Source organism: Staphylococcus sp. AS1337 (genome assembly GCF_051408735.1).
Taxonomy (GTDB): Bacteria; Bacillota; Bacilli; order Staphylococcales; family Staphylococcaceae; genus Staphylococcus; species Staphylococcus xylosus_B.
Genome location: NZ_JBOIHZ010000002.1, coordinates 85,650 through 103,690 on the forward strand (window position 1 = coordinate 85,650; position 18,041 = coordinate 103,690).

The window sequence follows — 18,041 nt, forward strand, 5'->3', positions numbered from 1 at the left end:
CTAGAGGTGAATTTAACGCAAATATTGAAATATTCATATGAATTAATTCATTTTCTCTTTTAATGCATAGGTAAATTACGTTATAATAAATAGTGATAAAATAGGAGGAGAAAACGTATGGTATTGTATATCATTTTAGCAATTATTGTCATAATACTGATTATTGTTGGTGTATTGTTCTATATGCGTTCAAACAAAAGCCAAATTATTGAAAAGGCAGAAGAACGTAAAGTTAAAGTAGAACAATTACCTTATGATGAAAGTTTATCTCAATTATCTGAGTTAAATTTAACTGGTGAAACAAAATCTACCTATGACAATTTAAAACAATCATCATTAGATAGTAAAAACCAATATTTAGTACCAGTAGAAGAAAAAATTCATAGTGCAGAAGGTTTGTTAGATAAATTTAAGTTTTCACAAGCTCAAACCGAAGTGGATGAAGCCCACGAAATGATGGATCAATATGAAGCGAACTATAATGAACTTACTACAAAAGTAGAAAATATTATAGAACTACATAAAGAAAGCGATCATTTATACGAAGAATGTACAACTGATTATCGTGAAATGAAACGTGATGTATTAGCAAATAGACATCAATTTGGTGAAGCAGCTACGCCACTTGAACAAGAAATTGAATCGTTTGTACCTGAAATGGAGACATATGAAACGTTAAAAAATGAAGGCAACTATAATCAAGCGCATGAACATATTAAAACTTTAAATGATGATATGAATTATTTGAAAAAAGATATGGACGAAATTCCTGACTTGATTAAAGAAGCGCAAAAAGAATTACCGGGACAATTCCAAGACCTTAAATATGGTTGTAGAGACTTAAAAGTTGAGGGTTATGATTTAGACCATGTCAAGATTGATAGCACGCTACAAACATTGAAGACTGAACTTAGTTTTGTTGAACCAATGATTAGTAGATTAGAGCTTGATGAAGCAAATGAAAAACTTAATAGTATTAATGATCGATTAGATGAGATGTATGATTTAATTGAACATGAAGTGACAGCTAAAAATGAAGTAGAAGAAACAAAAGAAGTTATTACTGATAATTTATTTAGAGCTAAAGAAATGAATTATACATTACAAACTGAAATTGAATATGTTCGTGAAAATTATTATATTAATGAAAGCGATGTGCAAAATGTACGACAGTTTGAAAATGAAATTCAAAACATGATTGCTGTATACGATGATATCCTTAGAGAAATGTCAAAATCAGCAGTAAGATATAGCGAAGTTCAAGATAACTTGAAATATATCGAAGAACATGTTGATGTCATTAACGAGAAACAAGAAAAATTACAAAATCATTTAGTTCAATTGCGTGAAGATGAAGCAGAAGCAGAAGAAAATATCTTACGTGTACAAAGTAAAAAAGAAGAAGTGTACAGAAAGTTACTTGCTTCAAATCTACCTAGTGTACCAGAGCGCTTTATTATCATGAAGAATGAAATTGATTACGAAGTAAGAGAAGTAAATAAAAAATTCAGCGTACGCCCAATACATGTTAAACAGCTAAAAGATAAAGTTTCTAAAGTAGTACTACAAATGAATAAATTTGAAGATGAAGCTACTGATGTACTTGTGAATGCTGTTTATGCCGAAAAATTAATTGAATACGGTAACCGTTATCGTAAAGACAGTTCGAATATAGATAAGAGCCTAAACGAAGCAGAACGTCTTTTTAAAAATAACCGTTACAAACGTTCAATTGAAATTTCTGAGCAAGCTTTAGAAAGCGTAGAGCCAGGTGTTACAAAACAAATTGAATCAAAAGTTATCGGTTAAGTTCGGTTATAACTCATATTATATAGTAAGTTGACACGGAATGATTTCACATTTCGTGTCTTTTCTTTTTAATAAAAGCGAGTATAATGCTAAAGGGAAAACTTAAAAAGATTACGTGAAGAAAAGTTATACACTAGATAGTTTATAATATATATAATGAATGGAGTGAACGCGGTGATATACTTAGATAATGCTGCGACGACAAAGCCCAATCCTGAAGTATTGGACACCTTTGTTAAAGTGAATCAGTCACTATATTTTAACCCTAACAGTCCACACCAAGCTGGATTACAAGCAGAACAATTACTACAACAATCAAAGCAACAAATTAAAGACCTATTTGATTTGAATCAATCATTTGATATTATCTATACAAGTGGCGCTACTGAAAGTAATAATATAGCAATTAAAGGTATTGCATATAAGAAAAAAGCATTTGCCAATGAAATTATTACTTCAGTGTTGGAACATCCTTCAGTTTTAGAAGTAGTTCGTTCGCTTGAAGCAGAAGGTTTTATTATTAAATATGTGAATGTTTTAGATGATGGACAAGTAGATTTGAACCATTTAGAAACGTTAATGACAGACAATGTGGGATTAGTAACTTGTATGCATGTTAATAACATAATGGGGCAAATACAACCTATTAAGGATATTGCTAATGTTGTTCATCAATACCCTAAAGCACATTTACATGTAGATGCAGTACAAGCATTGGGTAAAATACCGTTAATATTTGACGGCGTAGATACACTTAGTTTAAGTGGTCATAAATTTAATGGGTTAAAAGGGCAAGGTGTACTCTTTGTTCGTAATATTCATCAATTAGAACCCATTGTACATGGTGGCGGTCAAGAATATGGTGTGAGAAGTGGCACGGTGAACTTGCCAATGGATATAGCGATTGTAAAAGCGATGAAAGCAGCCGTAAATCAAACGTCTGCATTAAATAGCCAGTTACGTCGCTTCCATGATGAACTTAGCCAGTTCTTAACTAACTTTACGGGTGTGAAAATTAATTCACCGCAATCAGGTGCACCGCATATACTGAATGTTGGCTTACCAGGTGTTAAAGGAGAAGTTTTAGTAAATGCGTTTTCTAAAAATGACATTATGTTATCAACAACAAGTGCCTGTTCATCTAAAAAAGCGAGTCTTAACGAAGTGTTATCGGCTATGAATGTACCGGTAAAACAAATTGAAGGTAGTATTCGAATTTCTATGGGAAGTCATACTACATCAGAAGATATACAAGGGTTTAAAGATAAATTTAAATTAGTTTATGAAGAAGTGAGGGATTTATTAGTATGATATATGATCATATATTAGTTAGATACGGGGAGTTAACATTAAAAGGAGCTAACCGTAAAATATTTGTGAACAAATTACGTTCAAATGTAAAGCGTTCACTAATGCCATTACAAGGATACACGGTAAAGGCAAATAGAGATAGAATGTATATAGAATTAGCAGAAGGTGCAGATATTGAAGAAATGTGCAACAGATTAAGAAAAGTCTTTGGTATTTATTCAATAAGTCCTGTATTAAAAATTGATAAAACAGTAGAAGCGGCAAAAGAATTAGCTGTCCGATTCGCTAAAGAGTATGCACAAGATGACACTTTTAAAATTGATGTAAAGCGTTCGGATAAAAACTTCCCATATGACACGTATGAATTACAAAGAACTTTAGGTGGAGCTGTATTAAGAGAAACTGATCATTTAAATGTAGATGTACACAATCCAGATCACGTGATTAAAGTTGAAGTGCGTTTAGATGCCATTTACATGTATGATCAAGTGATTGCAGGCTCTGGCGGATTACCTGTTGGTACTGGAGGAAAAACTTTATTAATGTTATCTGGTGGTATTGATTCTCCAGTTGCCGGTATAGAAGTTATGCGTAGAGGTGTTACCGTAGAAGCGATACACTTCCATAGTCCACCGTTTACAAGTGAAAAAGCAAAAGAAAAAGTAATCGAACTAACGAGAATTTTATCAGAACATGTTGGACCAATTAAATTACACATCGTGCCATTTACAGCACTGCAAAAACAGGTGAACAAAGAAGTTCATGAACGTTATACCATGACTTCGACACGTCGTATGATGATGCGGGTAGCCGACAAAGTTGCGCATGATATTGAGGCGCATGCGATTGTAAATGGAGAGAATTTAGGGCAAGTTGCTAGTCAAACATTAAAGAGTATGTATGCGATAAATCATGTCACATCTACTCCTGTATTACGTCCTTTACTGACTTTAGATAAAGAAGATATTGTTAAAAAAGCAAAAGATATAGGTACATTTGATGTATCTATCCAACCATTTGAGGATTGTTGTACAATTTTCACTCCTAAAAATCCAGTTACTGAACCGGAATTAGAAAAAGTTGAAAAATATGAAAGTGGTTATGATTTTGAACCACTTGTACAACAGGCTGCCGACGAAATTGAGACATTATATATTACAAGCGATTACCAAAGTGAGAAAGATTCAGCTACACAAGCGCTAGCTGACGATCTATTTTAGCTTTAAAAATTAATTAAACAATCAAGGGGAGTGATGGGATGTTGGAATGGGACATATCTATCGTAGTCATCATTATTCTTTTAGGGTTTTTGGCAGCATTTATTGATGCTGTTGTTGGGGGTGGCGGTTTAATTTCTATTCCTGCACTGTTAGCTGTTGGAATGCCAGCGTCTATGGCCTTAGGTACAAATAAATTAGCGAGTGCATTTGGTTCAATGACAAGTGCTTTTCGATTTTTACGGTCAGGTAATGTAGATTTAAAAATTGTAGGGAAGTTATTTCCAATTGTATTTATTATGGCTATGGGAGGCGCAAGTATTGCAACATTCTTGCCCTCTCAGTTATTAAAACCTGTCGTAATTGTCGTATTAACAGTTGTAATGATTTATACGATTATGAAGAAAGATTGGGGTAATGTACGAACTTTCACAAAATTAACAGTACCTAAAGCGATTTTATTTACATCTTTAATGGGTTTGATTGGTCTTTATGACGGCTTTCTTGGTGGCGGTACAGGGTCATTTATGCTATTTATATTATTGATGTTTGGTTTTGATTTTTTAGGTGCAGCAGGAAATGCAAAAGTACTTAATTTTGCATCTAACTTAGGCGCATTAATTCTTTTTATCTTTTTAGATCAAGTAGATTATTTTTATGGCTTTATTATGGCAGCAAGTATGATTTGTGGTTCGTATATCGGGGCGATGTTTGCTATTAAAAAAGGCGTTGGCTATGTTAAAGCCTTATTCATTATTGTTACTGCAATTTTGATTTTGAAAAATACATATGATTATATCATGCAAATAATATAAAAGAATCTAATTTAATAAAACTAACACAGTGATAAAATGTGAGTTTAGCAGTTATTAAATAGAAAAATATACAAATGTAATACACATTTTTCTTGAAAATTAATTGTTGCAAAATTTACATTCACCATATGACAAGGCAGAACACTGAAATCAACTTTACGTTTACGATTTCTGTTCTGCCTTGTTTTCAATTGTTTGGTAAAAAGGTATACACTAATGAATTAATTGTGTTTAAATTAAGCGTGAGATAACAAGATTATTAAAATATAGGAGTGACTAGTAAATGTCGAAAAAACGTATTATTGCTATAATAATTGCAATTGTTATAGTGGTTGGTGGTATTGTTATGAGTTCTATATCAGCTTTTGTAACCACAATGTTTAATGATTCGTCTTCTACAGCGATGGATCCCTTTACAGAAGAAATAGAAAAAGAAGGGAATTCTAGCAAACGTATCGCACATTTAACATTAAATGGAGAAATCGCTGAAGGTACGGGCGGTGGTTTGTTCGGTGGAAGTGGCTATAATCATGAGTCTTTTCTTAAACAGTTAGAAAACGTGAAAAAAGATGACACTATTAAAGGTGTATTATTAACAGTCAATACACCTGGTGGTGGCACATACCCAAGCGATGAAATATATGAAAAAATAAAAGAAATTAAACAGAAGAATAAAAAAGTTTATGTACATATGGAATCGATGGCAGCATCAGGAGGCTATTATATTTCAGCGCCCGCCGATAAAATTTATGCAGGACCACAATCAATGACAGGTTCTATCGGAGTAATTATGTCCAGTGTCGATTATTCTGAATTACAAAAGAATTTAGGGATAAAAGAAAATGTGATTAAATCTGGCGACCATAAAGATATTTTAAGTAGTTCAAGGGAGATGACTTCAGAAGAAAGAAGTATATTACAATCTGTATTAGATGATAGCTTTGATCGTTTTGTAAATATCGTTAAAGAAGGCAGAGACATGTCAGAAAGTAAAGTTAGAAAGTTAGCTGATGGTCGCATTTACAGTGCACAACAAGCTAAAAGTAACGGCTTAATTGATGAAATAGGTTATGAAGATAAGACTATAAAAGCTTTACAGAAAGATATTAAATCTAAAGATGCTGAAGTATTTGAATATACAGAAGGCGGTGGATTTTTCTCTTCATTTTCAGATATGAAGACGAGCGTTTCTCAGTTTACAGATAGTTTTAAAGATATCAAATCAATAATTAATAATGATACTAAAACTGAACCTATGTATCTATACGAAGGTTAGGTGTGACAATGGAAAATATACAAAATGAATATAGAGATAATGAGAAAATAAGTAATGACGGCAAGCAAGTCGAAACAAGTGATCTTTACCACGAACAAATATCAAAAGCATTATATGCAGGATTTGGAATAAGATTTTGCGCATTTATCATAGATTTACTAATTATTTTTGGTGTAGAGAGTTTTATTTTGAAACCTATTTATCATTTTACGAACATTGATTCTTTAAAGTTGTGGATTGATTATTTTAGTGTTGGACACTTGCTAAATGCATTAGTATTTTACTTGTATTTTGTACTACTTACGAAGTACTTTAAACAAACATTAGGGAAAATGATATGTAATGTAAGGGTTGAGCGTATAGACAGACAACGTTTGACTTGGCAAGATGTATTATTTAGAGAGTGGATAGGTCGTATTATTAGTGGTGTATTTATGAATTTACCATACTTGGTAGTTATATTTGCGAACAAACATAGAGGTATTCACGATTATTTTGCAGATACGGTCGTTATAAAAAATAAATTAGATAAATTGTTTTATTTGAAGTAGTTTAACACAATTTATAAGTTGAATAGTTTATTTCAGAAACACAAACAGTTATAATTACAAAGTAAACACTTTTAATTTAGGAGGCGTTCTAATGGCGCAAATTACATTCAAGCAAGATCCAATTACTTTATTAGGTTCACAAGTGAAAAAAGGAGAAACTGCACCGGATTTCGCTGTATTAGATAATGATTTAAATGAAGTAAACTTATCAACTTACGATGGTCAGAAAAAACTTATTAGTGTTGTACCATCTATAGATACTGGTGTTTGCGATCAACAAACACGTAAATTCAATGAAGAAGCTTCAAAAGAAGACGGCGTTGTATTAACTGTTTCTGTTGATTTACCATTTGCACAAAAAAGATGGTGTGCCTCAAACGGATTAGATAATGTTATTACATTAAGTGATCATAAAGATTTATCTTTTGGTAAAAGCTATGGCGTTGTGATGGAAGAATTACGTTTGCTTGCACGTTCAGTTTTTGTCTTAGATAAAAATAATAAAGTTGTATATACTGAAATTGTTTCAGAAGGTACAGATTTTCCGGATTTCGATGCTGCTTTAGAAGCTTATCGTAACATTTAATTCGATTAGTTTTAATAAAAATATCATATGTTAAAATATTGTTACACAGAAAAACAGTATCATTGACATTATAAAATTTACTGTCCATAATTATTTGGTAAAATAAGTTAGCTGAAGCTAACTTGATTTCAATTAAATTATGGACAGTTTTTTTAGAAAGGACTATTAAATGACACAAGAAGAAACAGTAATGGAGAAGTTATTCCAGACATTAGATGAAAAAGCTAAATCGTTAAATGAAGATAATGGGCAAAGTTTTATTGAAAATTTAGGACTTGCAATGGAGCATGTTTATACGAATAAAAGAGACTTGTTAGAACAAGCTACTTTGCAAGATAGAAGAAAAGCATTTCAGTTTGCTTATTTAAGTTTGATGCAAAATGAAGATATCCAAGCGAATCATCAAATTACACCAGATTCTATAGGTCTAATCCTAGGTTTTCTATCTAAGCGTTTCTTGAAAAATAGTGAAGCCATGCATATCGCTGATCTTGCTAGTGGAGCAGGGCATTTAAGCGCCTCTGTTCATGAAGTACTTTCTGATCATACGTTAATGCATCATTTGGTAGAGGTCGATCCAGTATTATCTAGAGTAAGTGTACATTTAGCTAATTTCTTAGAAATTCCATTTGACGTATATCCGCAAGATGCTATTATGCCGTTACCGTTTGAAGATGCTGACGTTGTTATTGGTGATTTACCGATTGGGTATTATCCGGTAGATGATAGAAGTAAAGAAATGGCACTTGGTTTTGAAGAAGGACATAGTTATTCACATTTCTTACTCATCGAACAAGCTATTACAGCAATGAAACCATCTGGTTATGCTTTTTTAGTTGTACCAAGCAATATTTTCGAAGGCGAAAATGTGAAACAGTTACAAAATTTCATTGCTACAGAAACAGAAATGCAAGCTTTTTTAAATTTACCAGCGACATTATTTAAAAATGAAAAAGCACGTAAATCTATACTTGTATTACAGAAAAAAGAAACGAATGTAACTAAATCTGTAGAAGTTTTACTAGCAAATATTCCCGATTTCAAAAGCCCACAACAATTCCAAGGATTTTTACAAGATTTAAATGCATGGATGCAAGAAAATCACCCTGAAAATTAAGCTGTAATATTCTTGTGTTTGAACTGTATTAATGATTAAATAGATATGGATATTAAAAACTTAAAAAATGGAGGCATTATGCTTATGTCAAAATTAATTTTGGCCATTAACGCTGGTAGTTCATCTTTGAAATTTCAACTTATTGAAATGCCGGAAGAGAAAATTGTAACTAAGGGACTTATTGAACGTATTGGGTTAAAAAATTCTATTTTCACTATTGAAGTGAACGGGGAAAAAGTAACTGAAACAAAAGACATTGAAAACCATGAAGATGCAGTTAATATTATGTTAGAAAGTTTTAAAGAACATGGTATTATTGAAAGTATTTATGATATTGATGGTACTGGTCACCGTGTCGTTCATGGTGGGGAAATATTCCCATCATCAACTTACGTAGATGATGAAGTTGAAAAACAAATTGAATCATTAAGTGAGCTTGCACCATTGCATAACCCTGCTAACTTAATGGGAATTCGTGCATTCCGTAAGTTACTTCCTGAGATACCTCATGTTGCTGTGTTTGATACTTCATTCCATCAAACTATGCCAGAGAAATCTTATCTATATAGTTTACCGTATCAATATTACGAAGATTTCGGAATTCGTAAATATGGTTTCCATGGTACGAGTCACAAATATGTATCTCAACGTGCTTCAGAAATCTTAGGTAAGCCTATTGAAGAGTTACGTATTATTTCATGTCATATTGGTAATGGTGCTTCTATTGCCGCTATTGATGGTGGTGAATCTGTAGATACTTCTATGGGCTTCACGCCATTAGCAGGTGTGACAATGGGAACACGCTCAGGTAACATTGACCCAGCATTAATTCCATTCATCATGGAGAAAACTGGTAAAAATGCTGAAGAAGTCTTAAACACTTTAAATAAAGAATCTGGTTTATTAGGTATTTCAGGTACTTCTAGTGACTTAAGAGATATTATTGATGAAGCTAAAGAAGGTAAAGAACGAGCGCAATTAGCACTTGATGTATTTGCTTCTCGTATTCATAAATATATTGGTTCATATGCAACGCGTATGCATGGTGTAGACGTGATTGTATTTACAGCTGGTGTTGGTGAAAACTCAGATCCAGTTAGAGCGAAAGTATTAGAAGGCCTAGAATTTATGGGCGTTTATTGGGATGCTAAGAAAAATGAAGCAATTCACGGTGAAGAAGGATTTATTAACTACCCACATTCACCAGTTAAAGTAATTGTTATCCCAACAAATGAAGAAGTTATGATCGCACGTGATGTAGTAGAATTTGGTGACGTTAAATAATATTTATAAAGATAGAATATTAGATGTAAGATCAAATAGATCTGATTAAGATACAAATATTGTATCTTATAAGCGAGCATTAAAAATTAAAGCACCACGGGAACCTTATGCATAGCATGAGATTGCCGTGGTGCTTTTTGTGAATGATAACCTATATTGTAGTGTAAAAAATTACGTCTTGTTGTTTATTACTTCAAATACAATGAATTGTGATATTTGTGATTTGTTGAAGTTATTATCTGATACAACTACAAGTGAATCATTACCATTTGCTAGTTTTTTTCCAAATGTCATTCCTTCGATATTATCTACTTTATCTAATTGCTCATTGTTTAAATTAGCAACTAATTTCTTTTTAACAGGTTTTACTTCAGCATTTTGCAAAGTCTTTGTGTCTTTTATGTCAGATGCATGATTAACATCTATTTTATAAATTCGTACATAGTTATTAAATGAACCATCTGATGACTGAACACTAGCCCTTTCTAATGTTAAAAACTCATGCTTATTAATGGCTAACATTTCAGAAACACCGTTTTCTGCTGTTTTAGCGTTGTCTCCTACATTTGGCACTGAATCGATATGGTAGGCATATTCTGATAATACGTTACCTCTACGATCATATTGTGTGATGCGTGATAGGGCGCCTAAATCGGCTGTAGGAACAGGTCCGTCTTGTATTACTGGTGCTTCCATAGATGTCCATATAGATGTGCCATCAACTGAAAAAGTACTGCCTTCAATGGCTAGATTATTACGGAATCCTTTTTTTGATTGAGTATCCATTTTTAATGATTCGTTAATAGGCAATTCAGAAATGAAGTTACCGTTTAAATTACTAAACCTGATAAATGGATTTAATCCTAAATTTCGATCACCTTCACTTGTATATAAAATATTGTTCGTCAAAGGATCAAAACGGATTGATTCTGGGTCCACCACAATATCCTTTGATTTATTATTAAATTGTTTTTTACTAATATAATTATTTCCATTTGGCTGTTTTAAGTTATTAACATTTTTAATATTTATGTTATTAAACTGACGAAGATTATAATTTAAATTCGCTTCATAAAATCTGGAAGGGCTATGTTCCGAACGGTCGTCACTAAGGAGATACCACTTATTAGATTTTGGATTATATGTAATACCTGATATACCACCGACTTTAGTTTTATTATAGGTTTGTTCATGTGGTATTGTTTTACTGTCTATAAGTCTTAGCTTATCTACTTGATGAGAGTGTGGCGTAACGTCCTTTGCACTTGTTGTGAATGCATTAAGTGATATCATATTTGTCATTACAATAGCCAGTAATGTAATGAAGGTGATTTTTGTGACTAGTTGCATAACTGTTATGCTCCTTTCATATGCTTACTAATTAAAGGATAAGTTATGATTGTGAAGGATACTTGAATTTTGGATAACAATGTTGTAAAAGTGAGAGTTTTAAAAATATTCGTTATGTAATGCTAATCAATTAAGCCATAAAAAGCAGGATAAAATGCCCAGCTAATATGAACAAAATATCCTGCTTCAAACCTTATTATGTTTTAAGTGAATAATATCATTCACTATTCGTATCGACTTAACGAGCTTGGTATTGTGATCTGAATTCATCAGTAGCAACTTGTGGTTGGAAGTCTTCTGGAAGTTCTTCTGTACGTACAACTAATACATCACAAGGAGAATGACGCACAATAGCCTCAGACACAGAGCCAACAATGAATCTTTCTACTGCATTTAAACCAGACGTACCACACATAATTAAATCTGCATCGACATCAGCAGCTAATTTTTTAGGAATAATTGCTTTTGGTGAACCGAATTCTAAACGTGTTTCAACATCAGGAACACCTGCATTTGTAGCGACTTCTTTATAACCTTTTAACAAATCTTCAGAGAAATTTTTAGATTTCTCAGTAAATTGCGCATCATATACTTCGTATGAAGAATATGTTCTTGAATCAATAACATTCACAACAGTAAGTTTTGAATCGTTACGTTTTGCTACGTCTACAGCCTTGTTAAAAGCCCACTCTGCCTCATGTGATCCATCGACTGCTATTAAAATATTTTTATAAGTTAGCATCGTAATTACCTCCTTATTTTTCTTACTTATATTATACCACTGTTTACAGAATATTAACACAATTTGTATGTTGTAAAACTACCCTAAACTATGATTGCGCTTTCATTGGATACGCGTTACTATGAATTTGGAGGTGGATGAAATGATTATAGGTATTCCTAAAGAGATTAAAAATAATGAAAATAGAGTGAGTTTGTCTCCGAGTGGTGTACATGCACTTGTTGAACAAGGTCACACTGTTATCGTTGAAAAATCTGCAGGTTTGGGTTCATATTTTGAAGACGTGGACTACACTGCAGCAGGGGCTAAAATTGTTAATGAGCAAGCAGAAGTTTGGAACGTAGATATGGTCATGAAAGTTAAAGAACCATTAGCAGAAGAGTTCCAATATTTTAAAGAAGGCTTAATTTTATTTACTTATTTACATTTAGCGAACGAACCAGCGTTAACTCAAGCTTTATTGGATAATAAAGTTGTTGGTATTGCATATGAAACTGTGCAATTGCCAGATCGTTCGTTACCATTGTTAACTCCAATGAGTGAAGTAGCGGGACGTATGTCTGCTCAAATTGGAGCTGAATTTTTACAAAAATATAAAGGCGGTATGGGTATACTTCTTGGTGGCGTACCGGGCGTTTCTAAAGGACGCGTATCAATTATCGGTGGGGGTCAAGCAGGTACAAATGCTGCAAAAATTGCGCTTGGACTAGGTGCAGATGTTACGATTTTAGATGTTAATCCTAAACGATTACAAGAATTGGAAGACTTATTTGATGGTCGAGTACACACAATTATGTCTAATCCTTTGAATATAGAGCAATGCGTGAAAGATAGCGATTTAGTCATTGGTGCAGTATTAATTCCTGGCGCTAAAGCTCCTAACCTTGTAACTGAAGATATGGTTAAACAAATGAGAGATGGTGCAGTCATAGTTGATATAGCAATTGATCAAGGTGGTATATTCGAAACAACTGACCGCATTTCTACACATGATGACCCAACTTATAAGAAATATGGTGTTGTACATTATGCAGTAGCAAATATGCCTGGTGCAGTGCCTCGTACTTCAACGATTGCTTTAAATAATGCAACACTACCTTATGCGCAACAACTTGCTGGAAAAGGTTATTTAAAAGCATTACAAGATAATCAAGCATTGTCATTAGGTTTAAACACAATTAATGGTGAGCTCACTAATAAAGGTGTAGCTGAAGCATTAAAATTATCATATACCGATATTGAAAGTGCATTAAAGTAATTATATTAAAAATTAAAAACAAAAACTGGTAAACCAATGTGAATTGACACATTATGGACATTACCAGTTTTTTATTGATAAATATTTTATCCGAATTTAAAAATTGATCTTATTAGCTTTAAATTGATTTAGACGATTTTTGTCCCGTGTACCTCTTGAAAAGGGAAAGTTTCAAGAAGTTCTTGTAAATTATCCTTATTTAATCCGCCTCCAGGCATAATTTCAATGTTGCCACCTGAATTAACGACTAATTTACCTAGATGATTTAAATTATCAAAGATATCAGTGTCACTAGGACCACCATGTGTTAGCAATCTAGTGAATTTAAGGTCAATTAGTTGGTGTAGCGCTTTAATTTGACCATGCTGATGAATTTCATCGAATGCCATATGACAAACAACGGGAATAGTATCAGCAAGTTGTTTTAATGTTTTCATTTGCCATTCATTTAAAACTGCATCTTGCGTCAGACAGCCAAATACAAAATAATCAACATTAAATTGTTTTAGTGCCTTTATATCTCGTTGCATAATCTCAAAATCATATAGATTATAGATAAAATCTCCACCGCGTGGTCGAATCATTACTGCTATTTCTACGTGATTTGCGTGACATATTTCTGTAGCAATTTCGACCATACCAACACTTGGCGTTGTGCCCCCAACAGTTAAGTTGTCACATAGTTCAATACGATTCGCCCCGTTACTTATCGCTTGTTCGACTTGCTGAATTGTTTCAACTACTGCCTCTTTAATCATTTTTCGTATCCAGTCAAGCTTTCATGTCCATCTTTGGTAACAAGAATGTCGTCTTCTATACGTACACCTGCTACCCCAGGTACATAAATACCTGGCTCTACTGTAACTACCATACCAGCGACAAATTGATTTGTATTTGAACTAGAAATATCTTGATATTCATGTTCTTCTAGACCTAAACCATGACCTAATCTATGAGGGAAATATTCACCATAACCAGCTTCACTAATGATATTACGCGCAATATCATCAACATCTTTAATTGTTACCCCAGGTTTTATAGCAGCGATAGCCTCTTGTTCTGCTTTTAATACGATATTATAAATTTCTTGCGCTTCATCACTTGGCGTGCCAAATCTAACAGTTCTTGTCATATCACTGCAATAATTATCATAAATTACGCCCAAATCAAATAATACAAATTCATCTTTTTGAAGTTGACGGTCACCTGGAGTGCCGTGAGGAGAAGCTGCGTGATCACCAAATAATACCATTGTATCGAAACTCATTTCGTTTACACCATAAGCTTTAATTTCATTTTCTATATGGTTAACAACTTGACGTTCTGTGATACCTTCTTTTAAAAATGCTACACCAATTTCAATACATTTATCTGCGAGTTCACACGCTTTTTTAATAGTAGCGATTTCATGTTCACTTTTAACATTTCGTAATTCTTTAATTGTTTGATCGATATCGCCAAATTGTTGAACCCCAAATGCATCTATAAGTGCACGTTGACGATGAAGTGTTAAGTGTTCTGCTTCAACAAGTAATTTATTGATTTTAAGAGGGTACTTATCTAAACCATTTTCTGTGTCCAAATAGCCAATAACTTCTCCTTCAAATGGCGAATTTTTAACATCTTCCATTTCTAACTGTGGGCAAAATAAAATTTGCTCTCCGTTAGCTTTAATTAATAAAGCTAATAAACGTTCGTGTGGATCACTTAAGTAACCTGTGAAATAAAAGATATTCAGTGGTGTAGTAATCCAAGCTGCATCAGCTTGTTGTGTTTGTAATTCTTTAGTAATCTGTTCTAATTTCATTTTTATTCGTCCTCCTAAAATTATAATCATTTTAATTTTATGCCACTTCATGGAGGAATTCAAAAGTTAAATATTATATCATTCATATTTCATTCGTTTATGCATTAATTTAATATACCTCATAATTATTTAAAATTAATTAGTGTGTTATATGATAGTGATATCGTGGTATAAGTATAATAAATAGATTTATGGGAGGAATTAAAATAATGAAACTTTCATTTCATGGACAATCAACAATATATTTCGAGGCGAATGGTAAGAAGGTCATCGTAGATCCATTTATAACGGGCAACGGTATGTCAGATTTAGATGCATCGACATTGGAAGTTGACTATATCATTTTGACACATGGTCATGGTGACCATTTTGGTGACACAATTGAACTTGCTAATAGAAACCACGCAACGGTTATTGGGTCCGCAGAATTAGGAGATTATTTAACTACATATCACAATGTAGAGCATGTTAGACCGATGAATATAGGTGGGAAAGCAGAGTTAGACTTCGGAAGCGTAAAGTTTGTACAAGCATTTCATAGTTCAAGTTTAACAGATGATAATGGGGTGCCAGTATATTTAGGTATGCCAATGGGAGTTGTTATAGAAGCTGAAGGCAAAACGATTTATCATACTGGAGATACAGGTTTATTTAGCGATATGAAATTAATTGCTGATCGTCATCCTGTTGATGTATGCTTTATTCCAATTGGTGATAATTTTACAATGGGTATAGACGACGCTAGTTATGCAATAAATACTTTTATTAAACCTGAAATTACAGTGCCAGTGCACTATGATACGTTTGAACTTATTGAACAAGATCCTAATGCATTTAAAGAGGCTGTTGCAACAGGAGAGGTTCAAATATTGAAGCCAGGAGAAGCAGTAAAATTTTAAATATGATATAAAATATAGGCTAATTTATATAGAAAAGCCTGAAGTACTTTATAGAACTTCAGGCTTTTTATAATTACTTTACTATTAATACAGGGATGCGTGCTCTTTTAGCAACCTTATGACTTACACTACCTAAGACAAACTTTTTCTTATCTTCAGCTTTTCGGTTACTAAGTACAACAATTTCATATTTACCACTGTTAGCTTCTCTGACTAATTGCTCTTTGGCATTCCCGCGGACTATGATTTCGTCATAATCAATACCGTATTCTTTTAAAGCGTTACGTGTACTCTCGAGACCTTCGCTACGTTTTTCTACGAGTTTATCTAAATGAACACCAGATTTGATTGATGCTTGTGCATCCTGTTCGCTAATTGCATTTAAAATTGTAACCTTTGTACCTTCTCCTGCTAATTTTGAAACTTCATCAAGTGCTTTTTCATTTTTAAGTGTTGTATCAACACCAAGTAATATATTTTTGAACATTGTTCATCCCTCCTTACCTCCATTCTAATAAAAGTTCATTGATAAAGCCAACTAAAATATTGGATTTAACATATTAAAATTATTAATAAAGCTGTTATATATAATTTTAAGGAAATCTTTTTACTTAAATCGATATAAATTATTTTATTTGGTTTGTTACATCGCAATTTTAGTTATAAAAAGTTATAATATGATAGAAACTGTTCAAAATAAATGAGGTTATTGAAATGACAAAGCATGAACAAATTTTATCATATATAGAATCTCTAGCAGTTGGTCAAAAAATTTCTGTTAGAAAAATTGCGAAAGATCTCAATGTCTCTGAAGGGACAGCTTATCGTGCTATCAAAGATGCTGGCCAAATTGGTTTAGTAGCTACAATTGATAGGGTCGGTACTGTTCGCATTGAGAAGAAATCACGAGAACAAATTGAACAATTAACTTTTGCTGAAATTGTAAAGATTATAGATGGTCAAGTACTTGGTGGTAGAAATGGATTAATTAAAACTCTCACTAAATTTGCAATAGGTGCGATGGAAATAGAGGATGTCGTAAAATATTTAAGTGCGCACACTTTACTAATTGTTGGTAACCGTAAAGACGTGCAATTAGCAGCATTAAAAAGAGGAAGTGCAGTACTTATTACAGGTGGATTTAATACTTCACCTGAAATAATCAAGTATGCAGATGACCATGATCTACCTATACTTTCATCGAATTATGATACATACCTAGTTGCAAATATTATTAATAGAGCAATGTATAACCAAATGATTCGCAAAGAAATTTTAGTCGTTGAGGATATCGTTAAACCTGTAAATGAAGACACAGTGGTATTCGATCATATGACTCTCAATGATTATAAAGTTAAAGCAAGTGAAACAGGTCATTCAAGATTTCCAGTTATAGATGATGAATGGCGACTTGTGGGTATAGTGACTAGCAAAGAGATTATAAAGATGCAAGAAAATGATACCCTTGCACAATTTATGACAAAAGCGCCAATTAATGTACAATTATCAACAACTGTTGCTAATTGTGCACATATGATGATTTGGGAAGGTATTGAATTGTTACCAGTGGTTACACCGAGCAAGAAGCTTATAGGGGTTATCACAAGAAAAGATGTACTGACAGCCATGCAACTATTGAGTAGACAACCTCAAGTCGGTGAAACAATCAATGATCAAATTGCAAAGCATATTACTATTGCTAATGATGGCATACAAGTGCAAACCACTCCATTACTAACTAACCAATATGGTACATTAAGCAAAGCAGTTTTTGTAGCAATCATAGAAGAAACAGTACGTTATGAAATGAGAAAACTAAAAAAACTAGAAGTTATGATAGAAAGTTTGAATATTATATATATCAAAACAGTTCAAATTGAGTCAGAAATACATGTACATTATGAAATGTTAGATGTTGGAAGAAATTTTGCTAAATTAGAAATAACAATGACAAGTGATAATCAACAAGTAGCTAAAGCAATGATAATTTGTCAGATGATAGATTAAATATAAAAGTGA

17 protein-coding genes are annotated in these 18,041 nt (G+C 32.8%); 12 read left to right on the top strand and 5 right to left on the bottom strand.

From position 1 onward, the window contains the following. Positions 1-117: 117 nt before the first annotated feature. From ezrA to ACSUE0_RS03195, 9 genes are all read left to right on the top strand, one after another. Positions 118-1,809, top strand: coding sequence for a septation ring formation regulator EzrA (gene ezrA, locus ACSUE0_RS03155; protein WP_017722142.1), 1,692 nt, complete (start codon positions 118-120; stop codon positions 1,807-1,809). A 174-nt stretch (positions 1,810-1,983) separates the two neighbouring features. Further along, on the top strand, positions 1,984-3,120 hold the full coding sequence (locus ACSUE0_RS03160) for a cysteine desulfurase family protein (protein ID WP_119613482.1): 1,137 nt from the start codon (positions 1,984-1,986) through the stop codon (positions 3,118-3,120). Beyond that, a complete protein-coding gene (gene thiI / locus ACSUE0_RS03165; RefSeq protein WP_119613481.1) occupies positions 3,117-4,340 on the top strand; it encodes a tRNA uracil 4-sulfurtransferase ThiI in 1,224 nt (407 codons plus the stop codon). Before ACSUE0_RS03160 ends, thiI begins: the two co-directional genes overlap by 4 nt. Positions 4,341-4,378: 38 nt before the next feature. Next, positions 4,379-5,152, top strand: coding sequence for a sulfite exporter TauE/SafE family protein (locus tag ACSUE0_RS03170; RefSeq protein ID WP_119613480.1), 774 nt, complete (start codon positions 4,379-4,381; stop codon positions 5,150-5,152). 283 nt (positions 5,153-5,435) lie between these two features. Beyond that, positions 5,436-6,428: a signal peptide peptidase SppA gene (gene sppA, locus ACSUE0_RS03175; protein WP_119613479.1), complete on the top strand. Its 993-nt coding sequence runs from the start codon at positions 5,436-5,438 to the stop codon at positions 6,426-6,428. 8 nt (positions 6,429-6,436) lie between these two features. Then, positions 6,437-6,979, top strand: coding sequence for an RDD family protein (locus tag ACSUE0_RS03180; RefSeq protein ID WP_436956065.1), 543 nt, complete (start codon positions 6,437-6,439; stop codon positions 6,977-6,979). A 91-nt stretch (positions 6,980-7,070) separates the two neighbouring features. Beyond that, positions 7,071-7,565, top strand: a complete 495-nt coding sequence (gene tpx / locus ACSUE0_RS03185; protein ID WP_119613477.1) for a thiol peroxidase — start codon at positions 7,071-7,073, stop codon at positions 7,563-7,565. Positions 7,566-7,734: 169 nt separating this feature from the next. Then, positions 7,735-8,682 carry a class I SAM-dependent methyltransferase gene (locus ACSUE0_RS03190; protein WP_436956067.1) on the top strand — a complete coding sequence of 316 codons (948 nt, stop codon included), beginning with the start codon at positions 7,735-7,737 and terminating at the stop codon, positions 8,680-8,682. An 84-nt stretch (positions 8,683-8,766) separates the two neighbouring features. After that, on the top strand, positions 8,767-9,966 hold the full coding sequence (locus ACSUE0_RS03195) for an acetate kinase (protein WP_017722134.1): 1,200 nt from the start codon (positions 8,767-8,769) through the stop codon (positions 9,964-9,966). A gap of 171 nt (positions 9,967-10,137) precedes the next feature. Here ACSUE0_RS03195 and ACSUE0_RS03200 read toward each other — a convergent pair whose 3' ends face one another. Continuing rightward, complete coding sequence (locus tag ACSUE0_RS03200; RefSeq protein ID WP_436956069.1) at positions 10,138-11,316, bottom strand: esterase-like activity of phytase family protein; 1,179 nt, start codon at positions 11,314-11,316, stop codon at positions 10,138-10,140. A 238-nt stretch (positions 11,317-11,554) separates the two neighbouring features. Next, a complete protein-coding gene (locus ACSUE0_RS03205; protein ID WP_119613474.1) occupies positions 11,555-12,058 on the bottom strand; it encodes a universal stress protein in 504 nt (167 codons plus the stop codon). A gap of 142 nt (positions 12,059-12,200) precedes the next feature. On the opposite strand from ACSUE0_RS03205, the gene ald reads away from it, so the two are divergent. Then, positions 12,201-13,316 (top strand): alanine dehydrogenase, encoded by a 1,116-nt coding sequence (gene ald / locus ACSUE0_RS03210; protein ID WP_119613473.1) that lies wholly within the window; start codon positions 12,201-12,203, stop codon positions 13,314-13,316. 128 nt (positions 13,317-13,444) lie between these two features. Here ald and ACSUE0_RS03215 read toward each other — a convergent pair whose 3' ends face one another. Further along, positions 13,445-14,074 (bottom strand): copper homeostasis protein CutC, encoded by a 630-nt coding sequence (locus ACSUE0_RS03215; RefSeq protein WP_119613472.1) that lies wholly within the window; start codon positions 14,072-14,074, stop codon positions 13,445-13,447. Beyond that, on the bottom strand, positions 14,071-15,123 hold the full coding sequence (locus ACSUE0_RS03220; protein WP_119613471.1) for a M24 family metallopeptidase: 1,053 nt from the start codon (positions 15,121-15,123) through the stop codon (positions 14,071-14,073). Before ACSUE0_RS03220 ends, ACSUE0_RS03215 begins: the two co-directional genes overlap by 4 nt. A 209-nt stretch (positions 15,124-15,332) precedes the next feature. On the opposite strand from ACSUE0_RS03220, the gene ACSUE0_RS03225 reads away from it, so the two are divergent. After that, entirely contained in the window at positions 15,333-16,022 is a 690-nt protein-coding gene (locus ACSUE0_RS03225; protein WP_436956072.1) for a metal-dependent hydrolase, read from the top strand. A gap of 73 nt (positions 16,023-16,095) precedes the next feature. On the opposite strand, the gene ACSUE0_RS03230 is transcribed toward ACSUE0_RS03225, so the two are convergent. Beyond that, complete coding sequence (locus ACSUE0_RS03230) at positions 16,096-16,509, bottom strand: universal stress protein (RefSeq protein ID WP_107556207.1); 414 nt, start codon at positions 16,507-16,509, stop codon at positions 16,096-16,098. Positions 16,510-16,736: 227 nt separating this feature from the next. On the opposite strand from ACSUE0_RS03230, the gene ACSUE0_RS03235 reads away from it, so the two are divergent. After that, positions 16,737-18,029, top strand: a complete 1,293-nt coding sequence (locus ACSUE0_RS03235) for a DRTGG domain-containing protein (protein WP_436956073.1) — start codon at positions 16,737-16,739, stop codon at positions 18,027-18,029. The last annotated feature ends 12 nt before the right edge of the window (positions 18,030-18,041 follow it).

Coding starts and splice junctions, on each gene's coding strand:
- ACSUE0_RS03205 (WP_119613474.1), bottom strand. CDS start 12,058: ATGCTAACTTATAAAAATATTTTAATAGCAGTCGATGGATCACATGAG.
- ACSUE0_RS03200 (WP_436956069.1), bottom strand. CDS start 11,316: ATGCAACTAGTCACAAAAATCACCTTCATTACATTACTGGCTATTGTA.
- ACSUE0_RS03230 (WP_107556207.1), bottom strand. CDS start 16,509: ATGTTCAAAAATATATTACTTGGTGTTGATACAACACTTAAAAATGAA.
- ezrA (WP_017722142.1), top strand. CDS start 118: ATGGTATTGTATATCATTTTAGCAATTATTGTCATAATACTGATTATT.
- ACSUE0_RS03235 (WP_436956073.1), top strand. CDS start 16,737: ATGACAAAGCATGAACAAATTTTATCATATATAGAATCTCTAGCAGTT.
- ACSUE0_RS03190 (WP_436956067.1), top strand. CDS start 7,735: ATGACACAAGAAGAAACAGTAATGGAGAAGTTATTCCAGACATTAGAT.
- sppA (WP_119613479.1), top strand. CDS start 5,436: ATGTCGAAAAAACGTATTATTGCTATAATAATTGCAATTGTTATAGTG.
- ACSUE0_RS03215 (WP_119613472.1), bottom strand. CDS start 14,074: ATGATTAAAGAGGCAGTAGTTGAAACAATTCAGCAAGTCGAACAAGCG.
- tpx (WP_119613477.1), top strand. CDS start 7,071: ATGGCGCAAATTACATTCAAGCAAGATCCAATTACTTTATTAGGTTCA.
- ACSUE0_RS03225 (WP_436956072.1), top strand. CDS start 15,333: ATGAAACTTTCATTTCATGGACAATCAACAATATATTTCGAGGCGAAT.
- ACSUE0_RS03170 (WP_119613480.1), top strand. CDS start 4,379: ATGTTGGAATGGGACATATCTATCGTAGTCATCATTATTCTTTTAGGG.
- ald (WP_119613473.1), top strand. CDS start 12,201: ATGATTATAGGTATTCCTAAAGAGATTAAAAATAATGAAAATAGAGTG.
- ACSUE0_RS03220 (WP_119613471.1), bottom strand. CDS start 15,123: ATGAAATTAGAACAGATTACTAAAGAATTACAAACACAACAAGCTGAT.
- thiI (WP_119613481.1), top strand. CDS start 3,117: ATGATATATGATCATATATTAGTTAGATACGGGGAGTTAACATTAAAA.
- ACSUE0_RS03195 (WP_017722134.1), top strand. CDS start 8,767: ATGTCAAAATTAATTTTGGCCATTAACGCTGGTAGTTCATCTTTGAAA.
- ACSUE0_RS03180 (WP_436956065.1), top strand. CDS start 6,437: ATGGAAAATATACAAAATGAATATAGAGATAATGAGAAAATAAGTAAT.